Source organism: Leucobacter sp. PH1c (assembly GCF_000633415.1).
GTDB lineage: Bacteria > Actinomycetota > Actinomycetes > Actinomycetales > Microbacteriaceae > Leucobacter.
This window is the reverse complement of record NZ_AYMV01000032.1, coordinates 1-20,724: the sequence shown is the minus strand read 5'-3', so window position 1 is coordinate 20,724 and position 20,724 is coordinate 1. Positions and strand designations below refer to the sequence as shown.

Sequence of the window (20,724 nt, the reverse complement as noted above, 5' to 3'; positions counted from 1 at the left end):
ATCCTACGCGGTGCGCTGCGCGGATGCGTCGTCGGCCGTCGCGTCTGCAGGTGCTGCTGCGGTCGCGGTCGCGTCTGCGGGCGTGCCGTCCGCCGTCACGGCGTCGACGGGGGCCCCGCCGCGGCGCGCGCGGCGGGGGAGCAGCCCGGGGAACGCGCGGTGCACGGCCGTGGCCACGATCCCCATCAGGATGTTCTTCACCACGTCGCCCGGCCAGAACGGCAGATCGGCGATGAGCGCCTGCCCGAGCGTGAGGTCGGCCCGCCAGGCCATGCCGAGGATGCCGAGCGGGTGGATGAAGAGGAAGCTCGCGGCGAGGCCGGAGAGCACGATGAGCGGAACGCGCGCGGCGATGCGGGTGCGCGGCAGGCGCTCGACGAAGAAGCCCGTGGCGAAGGCTGCGAAGGGGAAGGCCACGAGGTAGCCGACCGTGGGGCCGGCGAAGGGGGCGAGGCCCGCCGAGCCGCCGGCGAAGACGGGGATGCCGATCGCGCCGACCGCGAGGTAGAGCAGCGTGGCGAGGAAGCCGCGGCGGGCGCCGAGCACCGCGCCCGAGAGCATGACGCCGAAGGTCTGGAGGGTGATGGGCACGGCGCCGCCGATGTTGATGGCGGGGAGCAGCGCGCACGCCGCGATGAGCCCGGCGAAGGTCGCGATGAGCGCGAGATCGGTCGCCGGGCTGGTGCGGCGCCGGGGGGCTGAGGCGGTGGGGGTCATGAGATTCCTTCTGCGTCCGGGCGACCTGGGGGCGGGCCGCGGGCGGGTCACCTGAACACTGTTCTGGTGAATGGTGTTTAGGTTAGCGTTAGGCTGAGCGAATGCGCAACTCTCTCGCCGATGTCGTCGCCGCGGCGCTGCGGGTGCTCGACGCGCAGGGGCTCGAGAACTGCTCGATGCGCCGGGTCGCCGCCGAGCTCGACGTGCAGCCCAGCGCGCTCTACCACCACGTGCCCAACAAGCAGAGCCTGCTCGCGCTCATGGCCGACGAGATCGTGCGCGGCGTGGGCGTCGCGCAGGCCCGCGCCGGCGCCGAGACCCCGGAGGCCGCTGCCGCAGCAGCCCGCCGGCTCTGCGTGGACCTCCGCACGGCCATGCTCGCGGTGCGCGACGGCGCGGACGTGGTCGCCACCGCGGCGGCGTTCCGGCTCGGGCGGTCCCGGGTGGAGGAGCGCCTCGCCCGGCTCGTGGGCGGCGACGGCGCACGCACCCTCCTGCTCTTCACCTTCGGCCACGCGCAGTCCACGCAGACGCACCGCCAGGCTGCGGCGCTCGGCGCGCTCGTCGCCGATCCCGAGCCGGGGGGCGGCCCGGCGGCCGCGGCGGGTGCTGCCGGGGAGGACGGTGGCGCGGAGGACGGTGGCGCCGCGGGTGATGCCGCGGAGGCGCCGCTCGGCGCCGACCTCGACGCCTCGTTCGGGCGCGGCCTCGACCTCATCCTCGCGGGGCTCGCCCAGCTCGCCTAGGCCGCGGGCGCCCGGTTTCCGGGGATCCGGCCTCCCGGGTTCCAGGGGCCCGGGGCGCCGCGGCTTCGGGCGCCGAGACGCCTACCAGGGGCTCGGCTCGTAGTCCTTCAGGAAGCAGCCGAAGAGGTCCTCGCCGGCCTCGCCGCGCACGATCGGGTCGTAGACGCGGGCGGCGCCGTCGACGAGGTCGAGCGGGGCGTGGAAGCCCTCCTCGGCCAGCCGCACCTTCGTGTAGTGCGGGCGCTCGTCCGTGATCCAGCCCGTATCGACCGCCGTCATGAGGATCCCGTCGCTCTCGAGCATCTCGCCCGCGCTCGTGCGGGTGAGCATGTTCAGCGCGGCCTTCGCCATGTTCGTGTGCGGGTGGCCCGGCCCCTTGTAGCGGCGCGAGAACTGACCCTCCATGGCCGAGACGTTCACCACGTAGGTGCGCCGCGCCGGTGCGGACGCCATCGCCGCGCGCAGGCGGCTGATCAGGATGAACGGTGCCGTCGTGTTGCACAGCTGCACCTCGAGCATCTCGAGGGGATCGACGTCCTGCACGTTCTGCACCCAGCTGTTCACGTGCGTCACATCGGGCACGAGCCCGCCCGCGTCGATCGCCGAGCCGTCCGCGTGCTTCTCGAGCGACGAGGAGCCGGGCGCCATAGCGAGCTCGGTGAGCTCAGTCGCCGAGCGGTGCTGCGCGAGGCCGGCCGCGATCGTGCCCGTGAGGGATGAAGGCAGCGTGGCGTCGATCGACACGGCGCCCGCGGCGTCCACCGACGACTGGATCGCCTTCGGGTGGAGCTCGCTCGGGTGCCCGAACACCTCCATCTCGGGCAGGACGCCCGCGGGGAGCGGCTGGGCCTCCGCGTCGGCGAGCAGCGAGTACGAGCCGGGGGAGCGGCGCACGGTCTGCGCCGCGTTGTTGATGAGGATGTCGAGCGGGCCGCGGGCGGCCACCGAGTCGGCGAGGGCGATCACCTGTGAGGGATCCCGCAGGTCGATTCCCACGATGTGGAGTCGGTCGATCCAGTCCGCGGAGTCCGGGAGCGAGGCGAAGCGCCGGGCTGCGTCCCGGGGGAAGCGCGTCGTGATGGTCGTGTGCGCGCCGTCCCGGAGCAGCCGCAGGGCGATGTGCATGCCGATCTTCGCCCGGCCGCCCGTGAGGAGCGCCCGCTTGCCCGTGAGATCCGCCCGCGCATTCCGCTTCTCGTGGCTGAACGCCGCGCAGGCGGGGCAGAGCTGATGGTAGAACGCGTCGACCCGCGTGTACGGCTGCTTGCAGATGTAGCAGTTGCGGGGCTTCAGCAGCTCGCCCGCGGAGGCCGCCGTCGTGCCCGAGGTGAGCGGGAGGCCGCGCGTCTCATCGTCGATGCGGTCGGACGCCCCCGTCGCGGTTGCGGCGATCACGGCCCGGTCGGCCGCGGCGATCGTCTCGCGCTTCGTGCGCCGGCGCTCGCGCTTCTGCGCCTTGAACATCGACGACGTCGCCTGGCGCAGCGCGGCGTGATCGGGATGCTCGGGGTCGAGCGTGTGCGCCTGCGCGAGCACGCGCAGCGCGATCTCGAGTTCGGCCGGATCGACGGAGCTGCCGGGCTGCGCCTGGCCAGTCGGAGTATCGGTCATTGGGTCGATTTTACTGGAGGATCCTGGGCGGGGGCGCCGCGTCAAAATACACCCCGCACCTCCACGCGCATTCAGCGGATGTTGCTGGTTCTTCCAGTTCGGGTCGCAACACTGGTGGTCCACCAACCGGGAACGAATGGGGGCACATCATGGGTTTTCTTGACGATGCGAAGGCGAACGCCGAGGCAGCAGCGAAGAAGGTCGGTCAGGCCGTCGAGGACGGCATCGACAAGGCCAAGGACAAGATCGACGAGTTCCAGGCAGAGGCCGAGGTGAAGAAGGCCGAGGCCGAGCGCGACGCCGTGAAGGCGCGGAACGACGTGAAGGACGAGATGCGCGACAACTGATCGCGTGATCGTGTGATCGTGTGATCGTGTGATCACTGCTCGGCGCGGGGCGAGACGCCCGGCCCGAGCCACGGCGCCGCTCCGTTTCCACGGAGAAATCCGAAATATCGGAGGGATTCAGGGGAATCCGACCGAGTTTCGAGATTTCTCCGTGGAAAGGGGCGGCGCAGTGCTGTGCGCCGCGCGAGCCGGGCCGCGCGAGCCGGCACCCGGGCGCCGCGCCCGCGAGCCGCCGCCCGGCTAGAACAGCGTGTTCTTGTCCTCCATGCCGCGCATCGCGTCATAGTCGAGCACGAGGCAGCGGATCCCGCGGTCCTCGGCGAGCGTGCGCGCCTGCGGCTTGATCTCCTGCGCTGCGAACACGCCCTGGACGGGCGCGAGCTTCGGGTCGCGGTTCATGAGCTCGAGGTAGCGCGTGAGCTGCTCGACGCCGTCGATGCCGCCCCGGCGCTTGATCTCGATCGCGACCGAGCCGCCGTTAGCGTCCTTCGCGAGGATGTCGACGGGACCGATCGCGGTCATGTACTCGCGGCGCACGAGCGTGTGGCCCTCGCCCGCGAGCTCGATCTGCTCGGCGAGCAGCTCCTGCAGGTGAGCCTCGACGCCGTCCTTGATGAGACCCGGGTCGACGCCCAGGTCGTAGGCCGAGTCGTGGATGATCTCGAAGAGCGAGACGACGAGCTTGTCGGCGGTCTTCTTGTGCGTGACCTGCCACTGCTCGACGACGCCGGCCTCGCGGTGATCGTCCTCCAGCTCGAGCGTCTCGAGGGAGCAGGGCGGGCTCATCCAGTTCAGCGGCTTGTACGAGCCGCCGTCGGAGTGGACGAGGATGCTGCCGTCGTTTTTGAGCATGAGCACGCGCTTCGCGCGCGGCAGGTGGGCCGAGAGACGGCCGGCATAGTCGACAGAGCAGTCAGCAACAACGATTCGCACCCGCCGTAGTTTACCGGGTGATCCCGCCGCTCGGTGCTGTGCCCGATCCGCCCGCAGATTCGCGTCCCGTGCCCGGTCCGGGCGGAGCGGGATCGACGCGCTTCGGCTCCCGCGCGGTGCCCGCGAAGACGAGCGCGAAGACGGCGAACGCGACGAGCGGCCAGAACGCCTGGAGCAGGCCGAAGTGCTCGCCCAGGAAGCCGATGAGCATGGGGCCGAGCAGGTAGGCCGTGTAGGCGATCGCGGAGACCGCCGCGACGTCGCGGACGGCGGTGCGCGGGTTGTCCGCGGCCGCGGAGATCCCCACCGGGAAGCCGAACGCGCAGCCGATGCCCCAGAGCACGGCGCCCGCGACGCTCGCCCAGGTGGCGGGGACGAGGATCGTGAGGATCACCCCGGCGATGACGAGCAGCGCGCCGCCACGCAGCACGTGCACGCGCCCGAAGCGGCCGAGCAGCCACGAGCCGGCGACGCGGGTGAGGGTCATCGACACGAAGAACGCGCCGAGCGTGAGCGCGGCGGTCTCGTTCGCGAAGCCGCGGCCGTCGGTGAGGGCGAGCGGCAGCCAGTCGCTCGCCGTGCCCTCCGCGAGGCTCATGCTCATGGCGATGCCGCCGATGATGAGGATCCGCGGATCGCGCCAGGGGCTGTACGGGCGCCGCTCGGCCGCGCGCGCCGCCTGCGCGGCCGCCGCCGCGGCCTGATCCGCGGCGGTGACGGTCGGGATCGGGCCCGTGTGCACGCTCGCGTGCGGCTCGACATCGCTCGCCTGCGCGGCGTTCGGCACGACCCGGAGTGCGAGGAGCACGCCGACGAGGAGCAGTACGAAGAGCGCGGAGAGGTGGAGCGGCACGGGGACCCCGAGCGTCTCCATGAGCGCGCCGATCCCCATCGAGCTCACGCTGCCGAGGCTGTAGGCGGCGTGGAAGAGGGGCATCCGGGGCTGGCCGAGTTCGCGCTCGGCCGCCGCGCCGCTCACGTTCATGGCGACGTCGGAGGTGGCGAACATGATCCCGAACAGGGCGAGGCAGGCGGCTGCGGGGATCGGCGCCCCGATCCAGAAGAGCGACGCGGCCGCGGGCATCGCGATCGCCTGGCCCACGATGCCGACCGCGAGCGTGCGCTGCGGCCCGAGCCACGTCACGGTGCGGCCCGAGAAGATGAGGCCCGTGAGCGAGCCGAGCGCGAGGGTGAGCCCGAACACGCTCATCTCGATCGTCGTAGCGCCGAGGTGATCCCGCACCGCGGGCAGGCGGCTCAGCCAGCTGCCGAATCCCGTACCCAGGAGGGCGAAGACGACGAGGACGCCGAGCGTCCAGCGGCGGGCGGCACGGGCGCGGAGCGCGTCGTTCGGGGTGATCATCAGAAGAGTCTAGGGGCCGCCGGTGTCCACTCGGTGCCGCACCCCTGCGCCCGCGCGGTCACACCCCGAGCCGCACCCAGCGATCGCTCCGCGCGCGCAGGCCGAGCGTGATGGCGCGGGCGAGCATGAACACGATCGTGAAGCCGGCCGTGAGCGCGATGAGCGCGGGCGTTCCGCTCGGCACGGCGACCGTGAGCGCCCACAGCACCGGGAGGTAAGCCGCGAGGTTGACCATGCTCGTCCACGCGAGGTACCGGGCGTCGCCCGCCCCCATGAGGATGCCGTCGAGCACGAACACGAGCCCGCCGAGCGGCAGCGAGATGCCGAGCACGAGGAGCGCGGGCGGCAGGATCTCGAGCACCGCGGCATCGCTCGTGAAGACGCGCCCCAGCACCGGGCTCGCGAGCGCCAGGATGAGCCCGATCGCGGCCCCGCAGGCGACGCCCCAGAACACCGTGCGCCGCGTGATGAGACGCGCACGCGCGGCGTTCCGCGCGCCGAGCGCGTCCCCGACGAGGGCCTGCGCGGCGATCGCGAGCGCGTCGAGGGCGAAGGCCGCCGTCGAGAAGATGGTGAAGACGATCTGGTATCCCGCCGTGGCAGCCGTGCCGTGGCTCGTCGCGGCGAACACCGTTGCGAGCAGCGCCGCGCGCAGCCCGATGGTGCGGATGAAGAGCCACCCGCCCGTGCGCCCGGCGTTCGAGAGGCCATCGCGCCGGGGCAGGAAGCCCGCGCCCGCCCGCCGCGCGTGCCGCACGATCACGGCGAGGTACACGAGCACCATGCCCCACTGCGCGAGCACCGTGCCCCACGCGCTGCCCGCGATCCCGAAGCCGAGCCCGTAGATGAACCACCAGTTCAGCAGTGCATTCACGGCGAAGCCGATGGTGGCGACCACGAGCGGCGTCCGCGTGTCCTGGAGGCCGCGGAGGAGGCCGCTCGCGGCGAACACGACGAGCATGGCCGGGATGCCGAAGCAGGAGACGGAGAGGAAGATGCGCGCCTGCTCGGCCGCGGCCGCGTCGACGCCGAACGCGCCGACGAGCGACCCGCTGACGAGCCACATGAGCGCGCCGACGACCGCGCCGATGCCGAGCGCGAGCCAGAGCCCGTCGATGCCGGCCTGCACGGCGCCCCGGAGATCGCCGGCGCCCCGGCGGCGGGCGACGAGCGGCGTGGTCGAGTAGGCGAGGAACACCATGAGCCCGACTGCGGTCTGCAGGATCGCGCTCGCCACCGCGAGACCCGCGAGGGCGGACATGCCCAGGTGGCCGACGAGCGCCGAGTCGACGAGGAGGAAGAGCGGCTCCGCGACGAGCGCGCCGAGCGCGGGCACGGCGAGACCCGCGATGCGGCGGTCGATCTGGCGCCGCGCGGTGCGCGGCTGCGGTTCGGAGGGCATGGGAGTACGGTACCGGGAACCACGGACACGGGGGAGCGGCGCTGCGGCGCATCCGGGACAAGCGTCAGGGGGCGCGGCTAGGCTGTGCGCATGAGCAACGTAGCGCCCGTCTCCGGCATCGACCTCGCTGAACTCGACCCTGCGATCCGTCCGCAGGACGATCTCTTCCGCCACGTCAACGGCAAGTGGATCGCGCGCACCGAGATCCCCGCGGACAAGGCGCGCTACGGCTCCTTCGCCGTGCTCGCGGAGAACGCCGAGGAGGCGGTGCGCGACATCATCACGGGCACCCCGGCCCCGGCTCCCGGCGCGCCCGTCGCGGGCGAGAGCGACCAGGTGGCCGCCCTCTACGCGAGCTTCATGGACACCGAGCGCGTCGACGCGCTCGGCGCCGGCCCGATCCAGGAGGAGCTCGCCGAGGCGCTCGCCGTCGCGTCGATCCCCGAGCTGATCGCGTTCCAGGCCCGCTCTGAGCGGCGGGGGCTCGGCGGCTTCTTCGGCATGTTCGTCGACAACGACCCGGGCGACCCCGCGCGCTACATCGTCTTCGTCATGCAGAGCGGGATCGGCCTGCCGGACGAGTCGTACTACCGCGAGGAGCAGTTCGCCGAGATCCGCGAGCAGTACCGCGCCCACATCGCGCGCATGCTCGGGCTCGCGGGCGTCGCCGACGCGGAGCGCCTCGCCGAGCTGAGCTACGAGCTCGAGCGCCGGATCGCGGCCTCCCACTGGGACAAGGTGGCGAGCCGCGACATCCAGAAGCTCTACAACCTGCGCACGCTCGCCGAGCTCGGCGAGCTCACGCCGCAGATCGACTGGCCCGGCTACCTCGCCGAGATGGGCGCCCCCGAGGCCGCGTTCGCCGAGGTCGTCGCGGCGCAGCCGGACGCGCTCACGGGGCTCGCCGCCCTCCTCGTGGAGGAGGAGCTCGAGGCCTGGAAGGCGTGGAGCGTCTGGAACATCGTGCGCTCCTCCGCGGCGCTCCTCTCACAGGAGATCTCGCGCGCCAACTTCGACTTCTACGGCACCGCGCTCACGGGCGCCCCCGAGCAGCGCGAGCGCTGGCGGCGGGGCGTCTCCTTCGTGGAGGGCGCCATGGGCGAGGCGGTGGGGCGCATCTACGTCGAGCGCCACTTCGACGAGGACGCGAAGGCGGAGATGGACGGCCTGGTCGCGCACCTCATCGAGGCGTACCGCGACTCGATCGAGCAGCTGTCCTGGATGGGGGCGGACACCCGCGCTCGCGCGATCGACAAGCTGAACAGCTTCACCCCGAAGATCGGGTACCCCGTGAAGTGGCGCGACTACTCCGCGCTCGTCGTCGATGCCGGCGACCTCGTGGGCAACTCGCGCCGCGTCTCCGAGGCGGAGTTCGTGCGCGAGCTCGGCAAGGTGGGCAAGCCGATCGACCGCGACGAGTGGTTCATGACCCCGCAGACGGTCAACGCGTACTACAACCCCGGCTTCAACGAGATCGTGTTCCCCGCCGCGATCCTGCAGCCCCCGTTCTTCGACAAGCGTGCGGAGGCCGCGGCGAACTTCGGGGCGATCGGCGCCGTGATCGGGCACGAGATCGGCCACGGCTTCGACGACCAGGGCTCGCGCTACGACGGCGAGGGGCGCCTCACCGACTGGTGGACCGAGGAGGACCGGGCGGCGTTCGAGCAGCTGACGAGCGCGCTCATCGGCCAGTACAACGCACTCTCGCCCGAGGGCGCGGACGGGCAGAAGGTGAACGGCGAGCTGACGATCGGAGAGAACATCGGCGATCTGTCGGGCCTCGAGATCGCCTGGAAGGCCTACCTCCGCTCGCTCGAGGGCGCCGAGCCGCCGGTGATCGACGGCCTGAGCGGCGCCGAGCGGTTCTTCCTCTCGTGGGCGCAGGCGTGGCAGCAGAAGTCGCGGCCCGAGGAGACGGTGCGCCTCCTCACGATCGACCCGCACTCGCCCAACGAGTTCCGCTGCAACCAGATCCTGCGCAACCTCGACGCATTCCACGAGGCCTACGGCACGCAGCCGGGTGATGAGCTGTGGCTCGATCCGGCCGAGCGCGTCAGCATCTGGTAGATCGGCGGCTCCCGTGGGGCGGTTCCGTGCGGCGTGGCTCTCCCAGCTCGGGATCGGCGCCGCGCGCTTCGCCTCCGAGACGGGCGAGGCGCTCGCGCCCGCCCCGCTGAGCGCCCGGCTGCCGGTCGGGGAGCTCGCCGCCGACGCCGTGTCCGTGCTGGCCGCAGCGATGGACCTCGCCCGCTCGGCCCGAGCCGGTGCGCCGAGTGAGGCCGTGATCCGGCTGGATCCGCAGCGCATCGCCGACTCGTTCCGCAGCGATCAGCTGGGCAGGCTCGGTGGAGCGCCGTTCCCCGCGTGGGCGCCGCTCAGCGGATTCTTCGCCGCGGGGGACGGGTGGGTGCGCACGCACGCGAACTATCCGTGGCACGCGGCCGCGCTCGCCGGGGTGCTCCGCATCGATGCCGAGGGGCCGGACGCGGCCGTGCGTGCGGCGGAGGCGATCCGGGACCGCTCGGCGCGCGAGCTCGAGGCCGCGGTGTTCGCGGCTGGCGGCCTCGCCGTCGCGGTGCGCGACGCGTCGACGTGGGCCGCCGAGCGCGCCGCCGAGCGCGCCGCCGAGCGCGCCGCCGAGCGCGCCGCCGAGCGCGCCCCCGAACGGGCGGCCGGGCCCCCGGGCGGGCTGCAGGTGACTCCGAGCGGGCACCCCGCCGCGCGCCGCACCCCAGCGTCGCGAACCCCCGTGTCGCGAACCCCCGTACCCCGCCCGCCCGCGGAGCTCCCGCTGCGGGGCGTGCGGGTGCTCGATCTCACCCGCGTGATCGCGGGCCCCGTCGGCACCCGGGCGCTCGCGAGTCTCGGCGCCGAAGTGCTGCGTGTTGACGCCCCGGATCGCGCGGAGCCGCTCTGGCAGTGGTTGGACACGGGGCGCGGGAAGCGCTCCGCGCTGCTCGATCTCCGGGCGCGGGCCGATGCCCGCACGCTGCGCGAGCTCGCAGCCGGGGCTGATGTGATCGTGTGCGGGGCCCGTCCGGGGGCTCTTGCGCACGCCGGCTGCGATCCCGAGCAGCTCGCGGCCGCGTACCCGGGCGCGGTGGTTGCCCGGGTCGCGGCCTGGGAGGACGGCGGCGCGTGGGGATCGCGGCGCGGCTTCGACAGCCTGGTCCAGGCCGCGAGCGGCATCGCGTGGCACGAGGCGGGCGCGGGCGGGGAACCGGGGAAACTCCCCGCTCAGGCGCTCGATCACTCCGCGGGAGCGCTCCTTGCCGCGGGGGTGCTGAGCCTCCTCGCGCGCGGCACGGGCGGCCGGGTGGAGACGGTGCTGGAGGGGATCGCCCGGGCGCTGCTCCGCGCGGAGCATGCGCCGAGCCCGGAGCGGGGCGCGGGCGAACCGCAGCCCTCGCGCGATCCGAGCCTGGCGCAGCCGTCCGCGCCGAGCCCGTGGGGCGCGCTCGCGCTCGCCGGTCCGCCGTACCGGCCGAGCTGGCAGCCCGAACCCGAGCCCTGGGCCGGGCGTCCGTGGGGCGAGGATCAGGCCGTCTGGCTGGCCTGAGTCACTCCGCCGGGGCGTCGGCCGAGCGGAGCGCGCGGCGCACCCGTCGCTCCGCCGAGCGTTCCGCATTCCGTTGGCGCAGGGACGGCTTCGCCGCCGTTGCGGCCCGCAGCTCGGCGAGCTCCAGCGGGAGCGCGTGCGGGGCGGGCCCGAACGCGGTGCGGGAGCGTGCCACCACGCGCCGCGCCATCACGTAGTTCCCCGAGCCGCCGAGCACGGCGCCCACGCCGAACGGGATCGCCTTGCTCACCACCGAGGCGCCGCCGGTCTTCGCCGCCTTGCGGATGAACATGTCTTTCAGTTGCCCCGCGAGCGGCCCGACGAGCTGGCGCGGCAGCGACGACGAGACGAGCTCACCCCAGAAGGAGGAGCGGGAGGCGCCGCCGCCCGCCTGCTGCGAGATCTGGCGCAGGAGCGTGATGCCCTCGTCGCCGAGCAACAGGGTGAGCACGAGGGCGCGGGCCCGGTCAGGATCCCGCAGCGTGATGCCGTGCACCTCGGCGAGCGAGTGCGCGTAGAGCGCGGTCGCCTCGAGGAAGCCCACGGTCTCCGCGCTCGCGATCCCGAGCGCGGCGATCGTTCCGACGCCGGGGATCGCCGCGGCCGCACCGACCCCGCCGCCGCCCGCCGTCACGGCGGCGACGTAGCGCCGCTCCAGCGCGCGCGAGAGGAGCGCTGGGGTCATGCCAGGCTTCTTCGCGCCGAGGCGGCGGAGGTGCGCGAGCACGAGGGGCCGCTGGATCGCGAGCACGCGGTCGACCGCGCGGTCGACGAGGGTGAGCGTCGCGGCCGAGGGCTGCTCGGGCGGCCACGGCTCGGGCGGGAGCCAGCGCGGCTCGGGCCGGACCTCGGGGGCGGCGGCCGAACGGTGTTCGTGCTCTGGGTTCACACGTGCAGGATAGGCGACGCGTCTGAGCGCGGCGGCATGCGATCGCTCAGAGCGTCACGACGGCGGTCCGCCCGCGCATCCCGCGCGCCCAGGCGTGCGGCCCAGTCGAGCCACCGCGCGATCCGGCGCTCGCCCGCCGTGCCGACGCCGAGCAGCCGGTGCACGCGGAACGGCCGCACGCCCACGAAGCGCATGGTGTGCCTCGCCACCTGCCCGGCCGCGGCGTTGCCGGTGACGGGGAGGCCGAGGGCCGGAGTGTCGGCGAGCATGAGGAACCGGCCCGGCCGTCCGCGCAGCAGGCCGACGGGGAGCCCGCGCGGCGACATCCGGTACTCGTCGCCCGGGAGCAGCGCCCGGTCGAAGAAGCCCTTGAGGAGCGCGGGCACGCCGCCCCACCACATGGGCGCGACGATCACGATCCGCGTGGCCGCGTGCAGCGCATCGCGCGCCTCCTGCAGCTCGGGCTCGATCGGGATCCTGCCCCGGTACCCGAGCCGGAGGTTCGGATCGTAGTCGAGCTCGCGGAGCGCCAGCACGCGGGCGTCGCCGTGCGCCGCCGCGTAGCGCCGGGCCAGTTCGGCGGTCAGCGAATCCGGGTTGGGGTGGCCGTCGATCACGAGGGCAGGGGGCATGCGCGCACCTATCTTGACAGTGTCAACTAATGTGGACAACGCCAAGATAGGAGACAATGTTGCGCATGTCAAGTTCACGCGGGACGTACCACCACGGCAATCTCGCCGAGGTGCTCGAGGGCGCGGCGCTGCAGCTGCTCGAGCGCATGCCGGCCGCCGAGATCAGCCTGCGCGAGGTCGCGCGCGCGGCAGACGTGAGCCACAACGCGCCGTATCACCACTTCCGCGACCGCCTGGGCCTCCTGCGGGTACTCGCCGAGCGCAGCATGGCCGAGCTCACCGATGCGGTCGAGCGCGCGATCGCGGCCGAGACCTCGCCCGCCGCGGCGCTGCGGGCCGGTGGCGCCGCCTACCTCCGCTTCGCCGTGGAGCGCCCGCACGCCTTCGCCGTCGTTTATGACCCGCAGGTGTGCATCCCGGGGCGGCCCACCGCGACCATGGCGCCGCTGATCGATCGGCTCGAGGGCGCGCTCGCGGCGAGCTGCGCTGCGGCGGGGCTCGGCACGGCCGCGGACATCCGCGCGGCGTGGGGGCTCGTGCACGGCCTCGGCACGCTGAGCGCTGCTGGCCACTTCACCGAGCCCGAGGCGCTCGCCGCCGCCGAGGCGGCGCTCGCCCGCATGCTCGCACCGGAACCAGCCGCCCCGGGCGGGGGCGCCGCGGGGGTGCCGGGCCGCCTCGCTTAGACCGCGGCCGACTCGTGCGCCGGGCAGCGCACCGCGCCGTGAGCGGCGCAGGCCACGAAGCGGGCCCGGCACTCTGGATCCGCGCAGTTCGGCAGCTCGGTCGAGTGCTCGCCGCAGACCGTGCAGCGGCCGAGCCGGGCGGCGCCCGGGGCGAAGTCCATCGCTTCGCGCCCGTCGAACACCGCGAGCGAGCCCTCCCACAGGCCATCGTTGCCGAACGCCTCGCCGTACTTCACGATGCCGCCCTCGACCTGGTACACCTCGGAGAAGCCGCGCTCGATCATCGCCGCCGAGAGGATCTCGCAGCGGATGCCGCCCGTGCAGTACGTCACGACGGGGCGCCCCTTGAGCGCGTCGAAGGCGCCGCTCTCGATCTGCGTGATGAAGTCGTGGGTGGTGCGCGTCTCGGGCACCACGGCGCCGCGGAAGCGGCCGATCTCGGCCTCCCACGCGTTGCGGCCGTCGAAGAACACGACGTCGTCGCCGCGCTCGGCCACGAGGGCGTTCACGGCCGCGGGGGAGAGGTGCGTGCCGCCGCCCACCACGCCATTCTCGTCGACCACGGTCTCGTCCGGGATGCCGAACGCGACGAGCTCGTCGCGCACCTTGACGCTCAGCTTCGGGAAATCGGCGGAGCGCTTCCAGGGCGCCCCGCGATCCACGCCGTGGAGCAGCTCGGGCTCGCTCGCGACGAAGCCCGTGCCGTCGCTCCACTTGACCTCGAGGCCGGAGAGCGGCCCGTACTCGCGGGTGCGCCTGGCGTACTGCTTGCAGGCGTCGAGCTCGCCGCCGACGGTGCCGTTGATGCCGTGCTTCGAGATGATGATGCGCCCGCGCAGGCCGAGCGACTCGCACAGCTCGCGCTGCCACAGGCGGACGGCCTCCGGGTCCGTGATGGGGGCGAAGGCGTAGTAGAGCAGGATCTTGGCGGTCACCCGATCATGGTACGCGCCCGGGCCGGGGCGGGGCTGCGCGCACGGGGCTTGACCTTGACGTAACGTCAACTCGTACGGTGAGTGCGACGGCGCCGCAGGGGCGCCGCCCGGAGGAAGGGGGAGCGCATGGAACGCTCGATCCAGGAGGTGGCGCGCGCCGCGGGGACAACCTCGCGCACGCTGCGCCACTACGACCGGATCGGCCTCGTGCCCCCGAGCCGGATCGGCGCGAGCGGCTATCGCTTCTACGACGATCGCGCGCTCGTGCGGCTGCAGCGCGTGTTGCTGCTGCGCGGGCTCGGGCTCGGGCTCGCCGCGATCGGGGAGGTGCTCGCCGCGCAGGACGCGGAGGCGGCGCACCGGGCCGCCCGCGGGGAGACCGCCGAGGCCGCGGAAGCGCGGATCCTCGGCGCCCATCTGGAACTGCTGCGCGGCGAGCGCGATCGCGTCGACGCGCAGATCGGTGCCGTCGAGCGCACGATCGCGGCCCTCGGCCGCGCCCCGTCCTCCGCACCGCACACCGAAGGAGATCTGATGTCCGAGAACATGTTCGATGGCTTCGACCACGCGCAGCACCGCGAGGAGGTGGCCGCCCGCTGGGGCGAGGACGCCGCCCGGGCGGGGGAGCGCTGGTGGGGCGGGCTCGCCGAGGCCGACCGCGGCGCGTGGATGCGGCGCGTGGCCGCGCTCAACGCCGACTGGATCGCGGCGGCCGAGGCCGGCGCGGCGCCCGAGGGAGCTGCCGGCCAGGAGCTCGCCGCGCGCCACGTGGCCTGGCTGCGCAGCGTGCCGGGGACCCCGGCGGCGAGCCCCGAGGGCGACCTGGCCGCGTACCTGCGGGGCCTCGGGACGATGTACGTCGCCGACGAGCGGTTCGCCGCCAACTACGGAGGGGCGGCGGGCGCCGCGTTCGTGCGCGACGCGCTCGAGGCCTACGCAGCCCGCGAGCTCGATCCCCGCTGAGCGCGGGGAGCGGCCCCGGGTCGCTAGACCTGGGCCCGCTCGGCCGCCTCGCGCGCGCTGTCGATGCGCTGCTGCTGCTCGGGCGTGCGCGTGAGCGGCGGCACGACCTCGTGCTGGTCGTTCACGATCACGACATCGTGATCGACGTGGTCGACCATCGCGTGGACGGCGTCGATGAAGTCGCGGCGGCGGATCGCGTCGAGGACGCGGGCGTGATCCCGCTCCATCTCGGCGCCCGTCGCGACGTTCGCGAGACGCCCGCGGTGCTCGGGCGTGCGCAGGCGGTCGTTGATCCCCGCGTAGAGCGAGGCGAGGAGGCGGTTCTTCGCCGCGTCGAAGACGAGCCGATGGAACTTGCTGTCGAACGCCGAGTCGGCGCCGTCGGCGAAGCCGAGCACGGGGCAGCGGGTGCACCCCACCTCCTCGGCGGCCGCCTGCTCGAGCGCGGCGACGTCCTCCTCGGTGCGGTGGATCGCCGCCTGCTGCGCCGCCTCGATCTCGAGCGCGCGGCGGTAGCTGAGGATCTCTTCGAGCGTGAAGTCGGTGAGGAACTCGTTGAGGAGCGTGCTCGTGGGCGCCGCGGAGCGCACGAAGGTGCCGCGCCCCGGGAGCGTCTCGATCATGCCGATGCTCGCGAGCGAGCGCACGGCCTCGCGCACCGTGGAGCGCCCGACGCCGGTCTGCTCGGCGAGCTCGGGCTCGATCGGGATCCGGCTGCCCACCGGCCACTCGCCCGTCGTGATCTTGCGGCGCAGGAAGGCGAGCGTCGCGCGAGCGCGCTCGGAGCCAGTCGTCACTGCCATGGTCACCCCGGAATTCTTCGGCGCAGGCACGCCGATCCGAGGCCCAGTATACCGGGCGCGGCCTCTCGCCTTCGGGGTACGCAGGCCCGTATGCTGAGCCCCACGACACCAGCGCCGGAAGCGGATCCCGCCCCCGGGGTCGCGCCCGGCGCCCGAGCATTGAGGCCATGAATATGACGCATGCACAGCAGGGGCGCGGCGCGCTCAACCCGTACGCGGGGATGCGCCAGGTCCCGAGTTTCACCCTCGCGAGCACCGATATCCAGGACGGCGAGCCGCTGCCCGCCGAGCTCTACGCGGCCGGGGCGGGCGGCTCGAACCGCTCGCCGCAGCTCAGCTGGTCCGGCTTCCCCGAGGAGACCCGCAGCTTCGTGGTGACCTGCTTCGATCCGGACGCCCCGACGGGCTCCGGGTTCTGGCACTGGTCGGTGGCGAATCTGCCGGCCTCGGTCACCGAGCTCGCCGCGGGTGCGGGCGCCCCGGGCGGCGAGTTGCTCCCCGAGGGCGCGGTGACGATGCCGAACGAGCTCCGCGAGCCCGCCTTCACGGGTGCGGCGCCGCCCGAGGGCACGGGGGTGCACCACTACTGGTTCGTGGTGCACGCGCTCGACGTCGAGCACATCGACGTCGACCCGCAGGCGACGCCCGCCGTGCTGGGCTTCCTGATGCGCGACGCCGTGCTGGCCCGCGCGATCATCGTGGCGACCGGGGAGTACGGCCAGGCGGCCTAGCTCTCGGGAGCGGTGCTGCGCACGAGCGGCAGCGTCCGGTTCTTGAAGTGGCTCTCGAGTGCGAGCCGCGTCGAGGCCCGGGCAACGCCCTCGGTGTGCGAGATCAGGTCGAGCACGCGCTGCAGATCGTGCGTCGAGCGCGAGACGATCGTCGCCATCATGTCGTAGTCGCCCGTGATCGTGTGCAGCTCGAGCAGCTCCGGGATCCGCGCGAGGCCCTCGGCGACCCGCTGGTGGCCCACCGACTGGAGGATCTGGATCGTGCAGAAAGTGCGGAGCGGGTAGCCGAGCGCGGCCGGGTCGATCTGTGGCGCCTCGGACGCGATCACGCCCGTGCGGCGGAGGCGGTCGAGACGGCCCTGGGCGGTGGCGCGGGCGACGCCGAGGCGGCGGGCGCACTCCACGACGGAGATCCCCGCGTTCTCGCTGATGAGCGTGATGAGCCTGGCATCCAGTTGGTCGATGCTCATGATCCTCCTTGACGTGGCATTCTGTACCAAGATTCCGTGATCAGGCTATACGAACTGAGCACAATGTCGAGCGTTTCTTGTACCGTTTGACGTGCCGCTGCGGGCTCCCTAGAGTGGCTCGGTCAGCAGGCTCGCCCCGGTGGGGCGCGGCAACGATGCAATCTGAAGGAGTGAGCATGTCGAAGGTGACGCAGTTCCGGCCGGGGCTCGAACTGGTCGCGGCGTACCGCGCGGGGAAGCCGGCGCCCGTCGGCCCGGACGGGCGGAGCGTGAAGCTCTCGTCGAACGAGAACCCCTACGCGCCCCTGCCCTCGGTCGTGCGTCGCCTCGCCGCGGCGCTCCCGGAGTCGATCAGCCGCTACCCGAGCATCGCCGCCGCGGAGCTCACGGAGGCGCTCGCCGCTCGCTTCGACGTCTCGCCCGACAACCTCGCGCTCGGCTCCGGCTCGGTCGAGGTCGCCGCGCAGCTGATCCACGCGCTCGCCGGTCCCGGCGACGAGGTGATGTTCGCCTGGCGCTCGTTCGAGGCCTACCCGATCCTCGTCCGCGTCGCGGGCGCCGTGCCCGTCGAGGTGCCCCTCGACGCGGACGCGCGCCACGATCTCGCGGCCATGGCCGATGCCATCACGGACCGCACGCGCCTGATCTTCGTGTGCAACCCGAACAACCCGACCGGCACGGTCGTGTCGGCGGAGGAGCTCGAGGCGTTCATGGCGCGCGTGCCGAGCGACGTGCTCGTCGTGGTGGACGAGGCGTACGTGCACTTCGACGTGGACGCCGACTCCCCGAGCGGGATCGACTTCTTCCGCCGCTACGACAACGTCGCGGTGCTCCACACCTTCTCGAAGGCGTACGGGCTCGCGGGCCTCCGCGTCGGGTACGCGATCGCGCCCGACGCCGTCGCGGAGGCGCTCCGGAAGGTCGCCATCCCGTTCGCGGTGACGCGCCTCGCGCAGGAGGCCGCCGTCGCCTCGCTCGAGGCGGAGGGCGAGCTCCAGGTGCGCATCGACGAGATGGTGCTCGAGCGGGATCGCCTCACGCGCGCGCTCCGCGATGCCGGGGTCGCCGTGGTGCCCTCGCAGGCGAACTTCGTGTGGCTCCCGCTCGGCGAGGCGACGGCCGACGCGGCCGCGGCGCTCGAACGGCACGGGATCTCGGCGCGCGCGTTCGCGGGCGAGGGCGTGCGCATCTCGATCGGGGATCCCTCGGAGAACGATCTCGTGATCGAGGCCGTGCGCGCCGAGGGCATCGGCGGCGCAGCCTAACCGGCGCGGCGGCCGGCGCGCGGGCGGACAGGGAGGTCCGCTCGGTACTCCGGCCGCCGGGGCCCGCCGCGCGCTCGGCTCGGCGCCGCACTGAACGAGATGCGGAAAACCGAGCAACTTGACTAGCAATATCTCGATTGTGCTGTCCGATTTGTCATATCTGTCTACCGTTTACCTGTCAGGTTTACTCGGAATCGGAAGCTCACTACGATCGAGCAACGGACATCGATGTCACCATGGCGTCGAGCAGGAACCCTCGGCGCAGCATCGCCCGAGGATCATCACACTGGAGTGAGGAACACCCATGGCAAGCACACGCTTTCGGACCCGGGCGCTCGGTGTCGCCGGACTGGCCGCGGCGGCTGCGCTCGTACTGAGCGGCTGCACCTCGGGTGCGGGGGAGCAGGGCGGCGGGGACGCCGACTCGGTCACGATCGGCATCAGCCAGTTCGTGCAGCACCCCGCGCTCGACGCGGCGGCGGAGGGCTTCAAGCAGGCCTTCATCGACGCCGGCTACGTCGAGGGCGAGACCGTCACCTTCGATGTGAAGAACGCGAACGCCGAGGTCGCGACCGCGACGACGATCGCGCAGACCTTCGCGAGCGACGGCGTGGACCTGGCCCTCGCCATCGCGACGCCCTCGGCTCAGGCCGCGGCCCAGAACCTCACCGACGTGCCGGTGCTCTTCACCGCCGTCACCGACGCGGTTGCAGCCGACCTCGTCGCCTCGAACGAGAAGCCCGGCGGCAACGTGACGGGCACGAGCGACCTCAGCCCCGTCGCGGAGCAGATCGACCTCATCACCGAGATCAAGCCCGACACGAAGAAGATCGGCATGGTCTACGGCTCGGGCGAGGTCAACTCGCAGGTGCAGGTGGAGCTCGCCCGCGAGGCGGCGAAGAAGCACGGCATCGAGGTCGTCGAAGCAACCGTCACGAACGCGTCCGAGCTGATGCAGGCGACCGAGTCGCTCGGCGACGTCGACGCGATCTACACGCCGAGCGACAACCTCGTCGCCTCGGGCATCGGCGCCATCGTGGGTGTCGCCGAGGACAAGGGGATCCTCGTGGTCGGCTCCGACTCGACGCACGTCGAGGGCGGCGCGGCCGCAACGGTCGGCATCGACTACACGAAGCTCGGCATGCAGACGGGCGAGATGGCGATCCGGATCCTGAAGGACGGCGCCGATCCCGCGACCATGCCGGTGGAGACCTCGAAGGACCTCGAGCTCACCATCAACCCGGACGCGGCGAAGCGCTTCGGCGTCGAGCTGCCCGCGGCGCTCGTCGAGCGCGCAGGAAACGTGGTGAAGTAACCATGATCGGCGCAATCGAGCTTGGCCTCATCTATGGCGTGATGGCGCTGGGCGTGTACCTCACCTTCCGCGTCCTCAACTTCCCCGACCTCACGGTCGACGGCAGCTTCACGACCGGCGCGGCCGTGGCCGCCTCCCTCATCACCGCGGGGCAGAACCCCGTGCTCGCCACGCTCGCGGGCGGCGCCGCCGGCCTCGTCGCTGGCGCCATCACGGGCCTCCTGCACACAAAGGGCCGGATCGACGGCCTGCTCGCCGGTATCCTCACGATGATCGCGCTGTGGTCGATCAACCTCCGCATCATGGGGAAGGCCAATCTGCCCCTGTTGCGCGCGGAGACGATCTTCACGCCGCTCAAGGACGCGGGCGTACTCGGCACCTGGGCGGGCATCGGCATCATCCTGGTCGCCGTCATCCTCCTCAAGATCGTGATCGACTGGTTCCTCTCGACCGACCTCGGGCTCTCGATCCAGGCCACGGGCAACAACGAGCAGATGATCCGCAGCTTCGGCGTCAACACCGACGGCACGAAGATCCTCACCCTCGCGCTCTCGAACGGGCTCGTGGCCCTCTGCGGCGCGCTCGTGGCGCAGTACCAGGGCTTCGCCGACATCAGCATGGGCATTGGCCTCATCCTGATCGGCCTCGCCTCCGTGATTCTCGGGCAGGCGATCTTCGGCCAGCGCTTCATCTGGCTCGCGAGCCTCGCCGTCGTGCTGGGCGCCATCATCTACCGCCTCATCATCTTCTTCGCACTGCAGGCCGGGCTCAACCCGAACGACATGAAGCTCGTCACCGCGGTCCTCGTGGTCGCGGCGCTGCTGCTCCCGCGCTGGGGCTTCCTGAAGAAGCTACCCTCGCTGCGCGACCGCGGCAACAAGCGCGGCGGGGATCCGGCACCGGACCCGGTGGCATCGGCAACTACGGGCGTGACCGTCCCGGTGGAGAGGTAAGAGACCATGCTGAACATTGACCGGATCTCGAAGACGTTCTTCGCCGGCACGATCAACGAGCGCAAGGCGCTCGTTGACCTCAGCCTGAAGCTTGATGAGGGCGACTTCGTCACCGTGATCGGCTCGAACGGCGCGGGCAAGTCGACGCTGCTCAACGCGATCGCCGGCCGCTACACCGTCGACACGGGGGAACTGAGCATCGACGGCAACCCCGTTTCGAAGCTCAAGGAGTACCAGCGGGCGCGCTACGTCGGCCGCGTGTTCCAGGACCCGATGGCGGGCACGGCACCGGATCTCACGATCGAGCAGAACCTCGCGCTCGCGCTCCAGCGCGGCAAGTCGCGCGGCCTCGGCCTCGGACTCACGAAGGCGCGCCGCGAGCTGTTCATCGAGGAGCTGAAGTC

The 20,724-nt window shown here is 72.5% G+C and carries 21 protein-coding genes; 11 read left to right on the top strand and 10 right to left on the bottom strand.

The genetic code is table 11. The annotated features are described in order from the left end of the window. Positions 1–3: 3 nt before the first annotated feature. Positions 4–717, bottom strand: a complete 714-nt coding sequence (locus U874_RS0111245) for a biotin transporter BioY (protein ID WP_025134637.1) — start codon at positions 715–717, stop codon at positions 4–6. A 101-nt stretch (positions 718–818) separates the two neighbouring features. Between U874_RS0111245 and U874_RS14425 the strand changes: the two genes are divergently transcribed. Further along, positions 819–1,463: a TetR/AcrR family transcriptional regulator gene (locus U874_RS14425; RefSeq protein ID WP_025134636.1), complete on the top strand. Its 645-nt coding sequence runs from the start codon at positions 819–821 to the stop codon at positions 1,461–1,463. Between the two features lie 81 nt (positions 1,464–1,544). Here U874_RS14425 and U874_RS0111235 read toward each other — a convergent pair whose 3' ends face one another. Then, positions 1,545–3,074: an SDR family NAD(P)-dependent oxidoreductase gene (locus U874_RS0111235; RefSeq protein ID WP_025134635.1), complete on the bottom strand. Its 1,530-nt coding sequence runs from the start codon at positions 3,072–3,074 to the stop codon at positions 1,545–1,547. Between the two features lie 149 nt (positions 3,075–3,223). Here U874_RS0111235 and U874_RS0111230 point away from each other — a divergent pair, with 149 nt between their 5' ends. Further along, a complete protein-coding gene (locus U874_RS0111230) occupies positions 3,224–3,421 on the top strand; it encodes a hypothetical protein (protein WP_025134634.1) in 198 nt (65 codons plus the stop codon). Between the two features lie 240 nt (positions 3,422–3,661). On the opposite strand, the gene nucS is transcribed toward U874_RS0111230, so the two are convergent. From nucS to U874_RS0111215, 3 genes are read right to left on the bottom strand one after another with little or no spacing between them, the layout of a single operon-like run. Then, positions 3,662–4,354 (bottom strand): endonuclease NucS, encoded by a 693-nt coding sequence (gene nucS, locus U874_RS0111225; RefSeq protein WP_025134633.1) that lies wholly within the window; start codon positions 4,352–4,354, stop codon positions 3,662–3,664. Positions 4,355–4,364: 10 nt separating this feature from the next. Further along, a complete protein-coding gene (locus U874_RS0111220; RefSeq protein WP_025134632.1) occupies positions 4,365–5,717 on the bottom strand; it encodes an MFS transporter in 1,353 nt (450 codons plus the stop codon). A gap of 58 nt (positions 5,718–5,775) precedes the next feature. After that, positions 5,776–7,119, bottom strand: coding sequence for an MATE family efflux transporter (locus U874_RS0111215; protein WP_025134631.1), 1,344 nt, complete (start codon positions 7,117–7,119; stop codon positions 5,776–5,778). A 90-nt stretch (positions 7,120–7,209) separates the two neighbouring features. On the opposite strand from U874_RS0111215, the gene U874_RS0111210 reads away from it, so the two are divergent. Then, positions 7,210–9,186: a M13 family metallopeptidase gene (locus U874_RS0111210; protein ID WP_025134630.1), complete on the top strand. Its 1,977-nt coding sequence runs from the start codon at positions 7,210–7,212 to the stop codon at positions 9,184–9,186. Positions 9,187–9,199: 13 nt separating this feature from the next. Further along, positions 9,200–10,678, top strand: a complete 1,479-nt coding sequence (locus tag U874_RS14420) for a CoA transferase (RefSeq protein WP_025134629.1) — start codon at positions 9,200–9,202, stop codon at positions 10,676–10,678. Position 10,679: 1 nt separating this feature from the next. On the opposite strand, the gene U874_RS0111200 is transcribed toward U874_RS14420, so the two are convergent. Both U874_RS0111200 and U874_RS0111195 read right to left on the bottom strand, forming a co-directional pair. Beyond that, the gene (locus U874_RS0111200) at positions 10,680–11,567 is read right to left on the bottom strand and encodes a hypothetical protein (RefSeq protein ID WP_025134628.1); all 888 of its coding nucleotides are present in this window, start codon (positions 11,565–11,567) and stop codon (positions 10,680–10,682) included. Next, entirely contained in the window at positions 11,564–12,199 is a 636-nt protein-coding gene (locus U874_RS0111195; RefSeq protein ID WP_025134627.1) for an NAD(P)H-dependent oxidoreductase, read from the bottom strand. Before U874_RS0111195 ends, U874_RS0111200 begins: the two co-directional genes overlap by 4 nt. Before the next feature lie 65 nt (positions 12,200–12,264). Between U874_RS0111195 and U874_RS0111190 the strand changes: the two genes are divergently transcribed. Next, positions 12,265–12,885 (top strand): TetR/AcrR family transcriptional regulator, encoded by a 621-nt coding sequence (locus tag U874_RS0111190; RefSeq protein WP_025134626.1) that lies wholly within the window; start codon positions 12,265–12,267, stop codon positions 12,883–12,885. On the opposite strand, the gene U874_RS0111185 is transcribed toward U874_RS0111190, so the two are convergent. Beyond that, the gene (locus U874_RS0111185) at positions 12,882–13,820 is read right to left on the bottom strand and encodes a rhodanese-related sulfurtransferase (protein WP_025134625.1); all 939 of its coding nucleotides are present in this window, start codon (positions 13,818–13,820) and stop codon (positions 12,882–12,884) included. The two genes, U874_RS0111190 and U874_RS0111185, sit on opposite strands and share 4 nt — an antisense overlap. Before the next feature lie 126 nt (positions 13,821–13,946). Here U874_RS0111185 and U874_RS0111180 point away from each other — a divergent pair, with 126 nt between their 5' ends. Further along, positions 13,947–14,783 (top strand): TipAS antibiotic-recognition domain-containing protein, encoded by an 837-nt coding sequence (locus U874_RS0111180; RefSeq protein WP_025134624.1) that lies wholly within the window; start codon positions 13,947–13,949, stop codon positions 14,781–14,783. Between the two features lie 23 nt (positions 14,784–14,806). Here U874_RS0111180 and U874_RS14415 read toward each other — a convergent pair whose 3' ends face one another. Further along, the gene (locus U874_RS14415; protein ID WP_025134623.1) at positions 14,807–15,586 is read right to left on the bottom strand and encodes a FadR/GntR family transcriptional regulator; all 780 of its coding nucleotides are present in this window, start codon (positions 15,584–15,586) and stop codon (positions 14,807–14,809) included. 173 nt (positions 15,587–15,759) lie between these two features. Here U874_RS14415 and U874_RS0111170 point away from each other — a divergent pair, with 173 nt between their 5' ends. Further along, positions 15,760–16,317 carry a YbhB/YbcL family Raf kinase inhibitor-like protein gene (locus tag U874_RS0111170; protein WP_025134622.1) on the top strand — a complete coding sequence of 186 codons (558 nt, stop codon included), beginning with the start codon at positions 15,760–15,762 and terminating at the stop codon, positions 16,315–16,317. Here U874_RS0111170 and U874_RS0111165 read toward each other — a convergent pair. Continuing rightward, positions 16,314–16,787 (bottom strand): Lrp/AsnC family transcriptional regulator, encoded by a 474-nt coding sequence (locus tag U874_RS0111165; RefSeq protein WP_025134621.1) that lies wholly within the window; start codon positions 16,785–16,787, stop codon positions 16,314–16,316. The two genes, U874_RS0111170 and U874_RS0111165, sit on opposite strands and share 4 nt — an antisense overlap. A 176-nt stretch (positions 16,788–16,963) precedes the next feature. On the opposite strand from U874_RS0111165, the gene hisC reads away from it, so the two are divergent. The 4 genes from hisC to U874_RS0111145 form a co-directional block, all read left to right on the top strand. Then, positions 16,964–18,052 (top strand): histidinol-phosphate transaminase, encoded by a 1,089-nt coding sequence (hisC, locus tag U874_RS0111160; RefSeq protein WP_025134620.1) that lies wholly within the window; start codon positions 16,964–16,966, stop codon positions 18,050–18,052. A gap of 304 nt (positions 18,053–18,356) precedes the next feature. Continuing rightward, positions 18,357–19,367 (top strand): ABC transporter substrate-binding protein, encoded by a 1,011-nt coding sequence (locus U874_RS0111155; protein ID WP_025134619.1) that lies wholly within the window; start codon positions 18,357–18,359, stop codon positions 19,365–19,367. 2 nt (positions 19,368–19,369) lie between these two features. After that, positions 19,370–20,320, top strand: coding sequence for an ABC transporter permease (locus U874_RS0111150; protein WP_025134618.1), 951 nt, complete (start codon positions 19,370–19,372; stop codon positions 20,318–20,320). Positions 20,321–20,326: 6 nt separating this feature from the next. Continuing rightward, the coding region (locus U874_RS0111145; RefSeq protein ID WP_025134617.1) for an ATP-binding cassette domain-containing protein at positions 20,327–20,724 on the top strand (398 nt) is incomplete at its 3' end.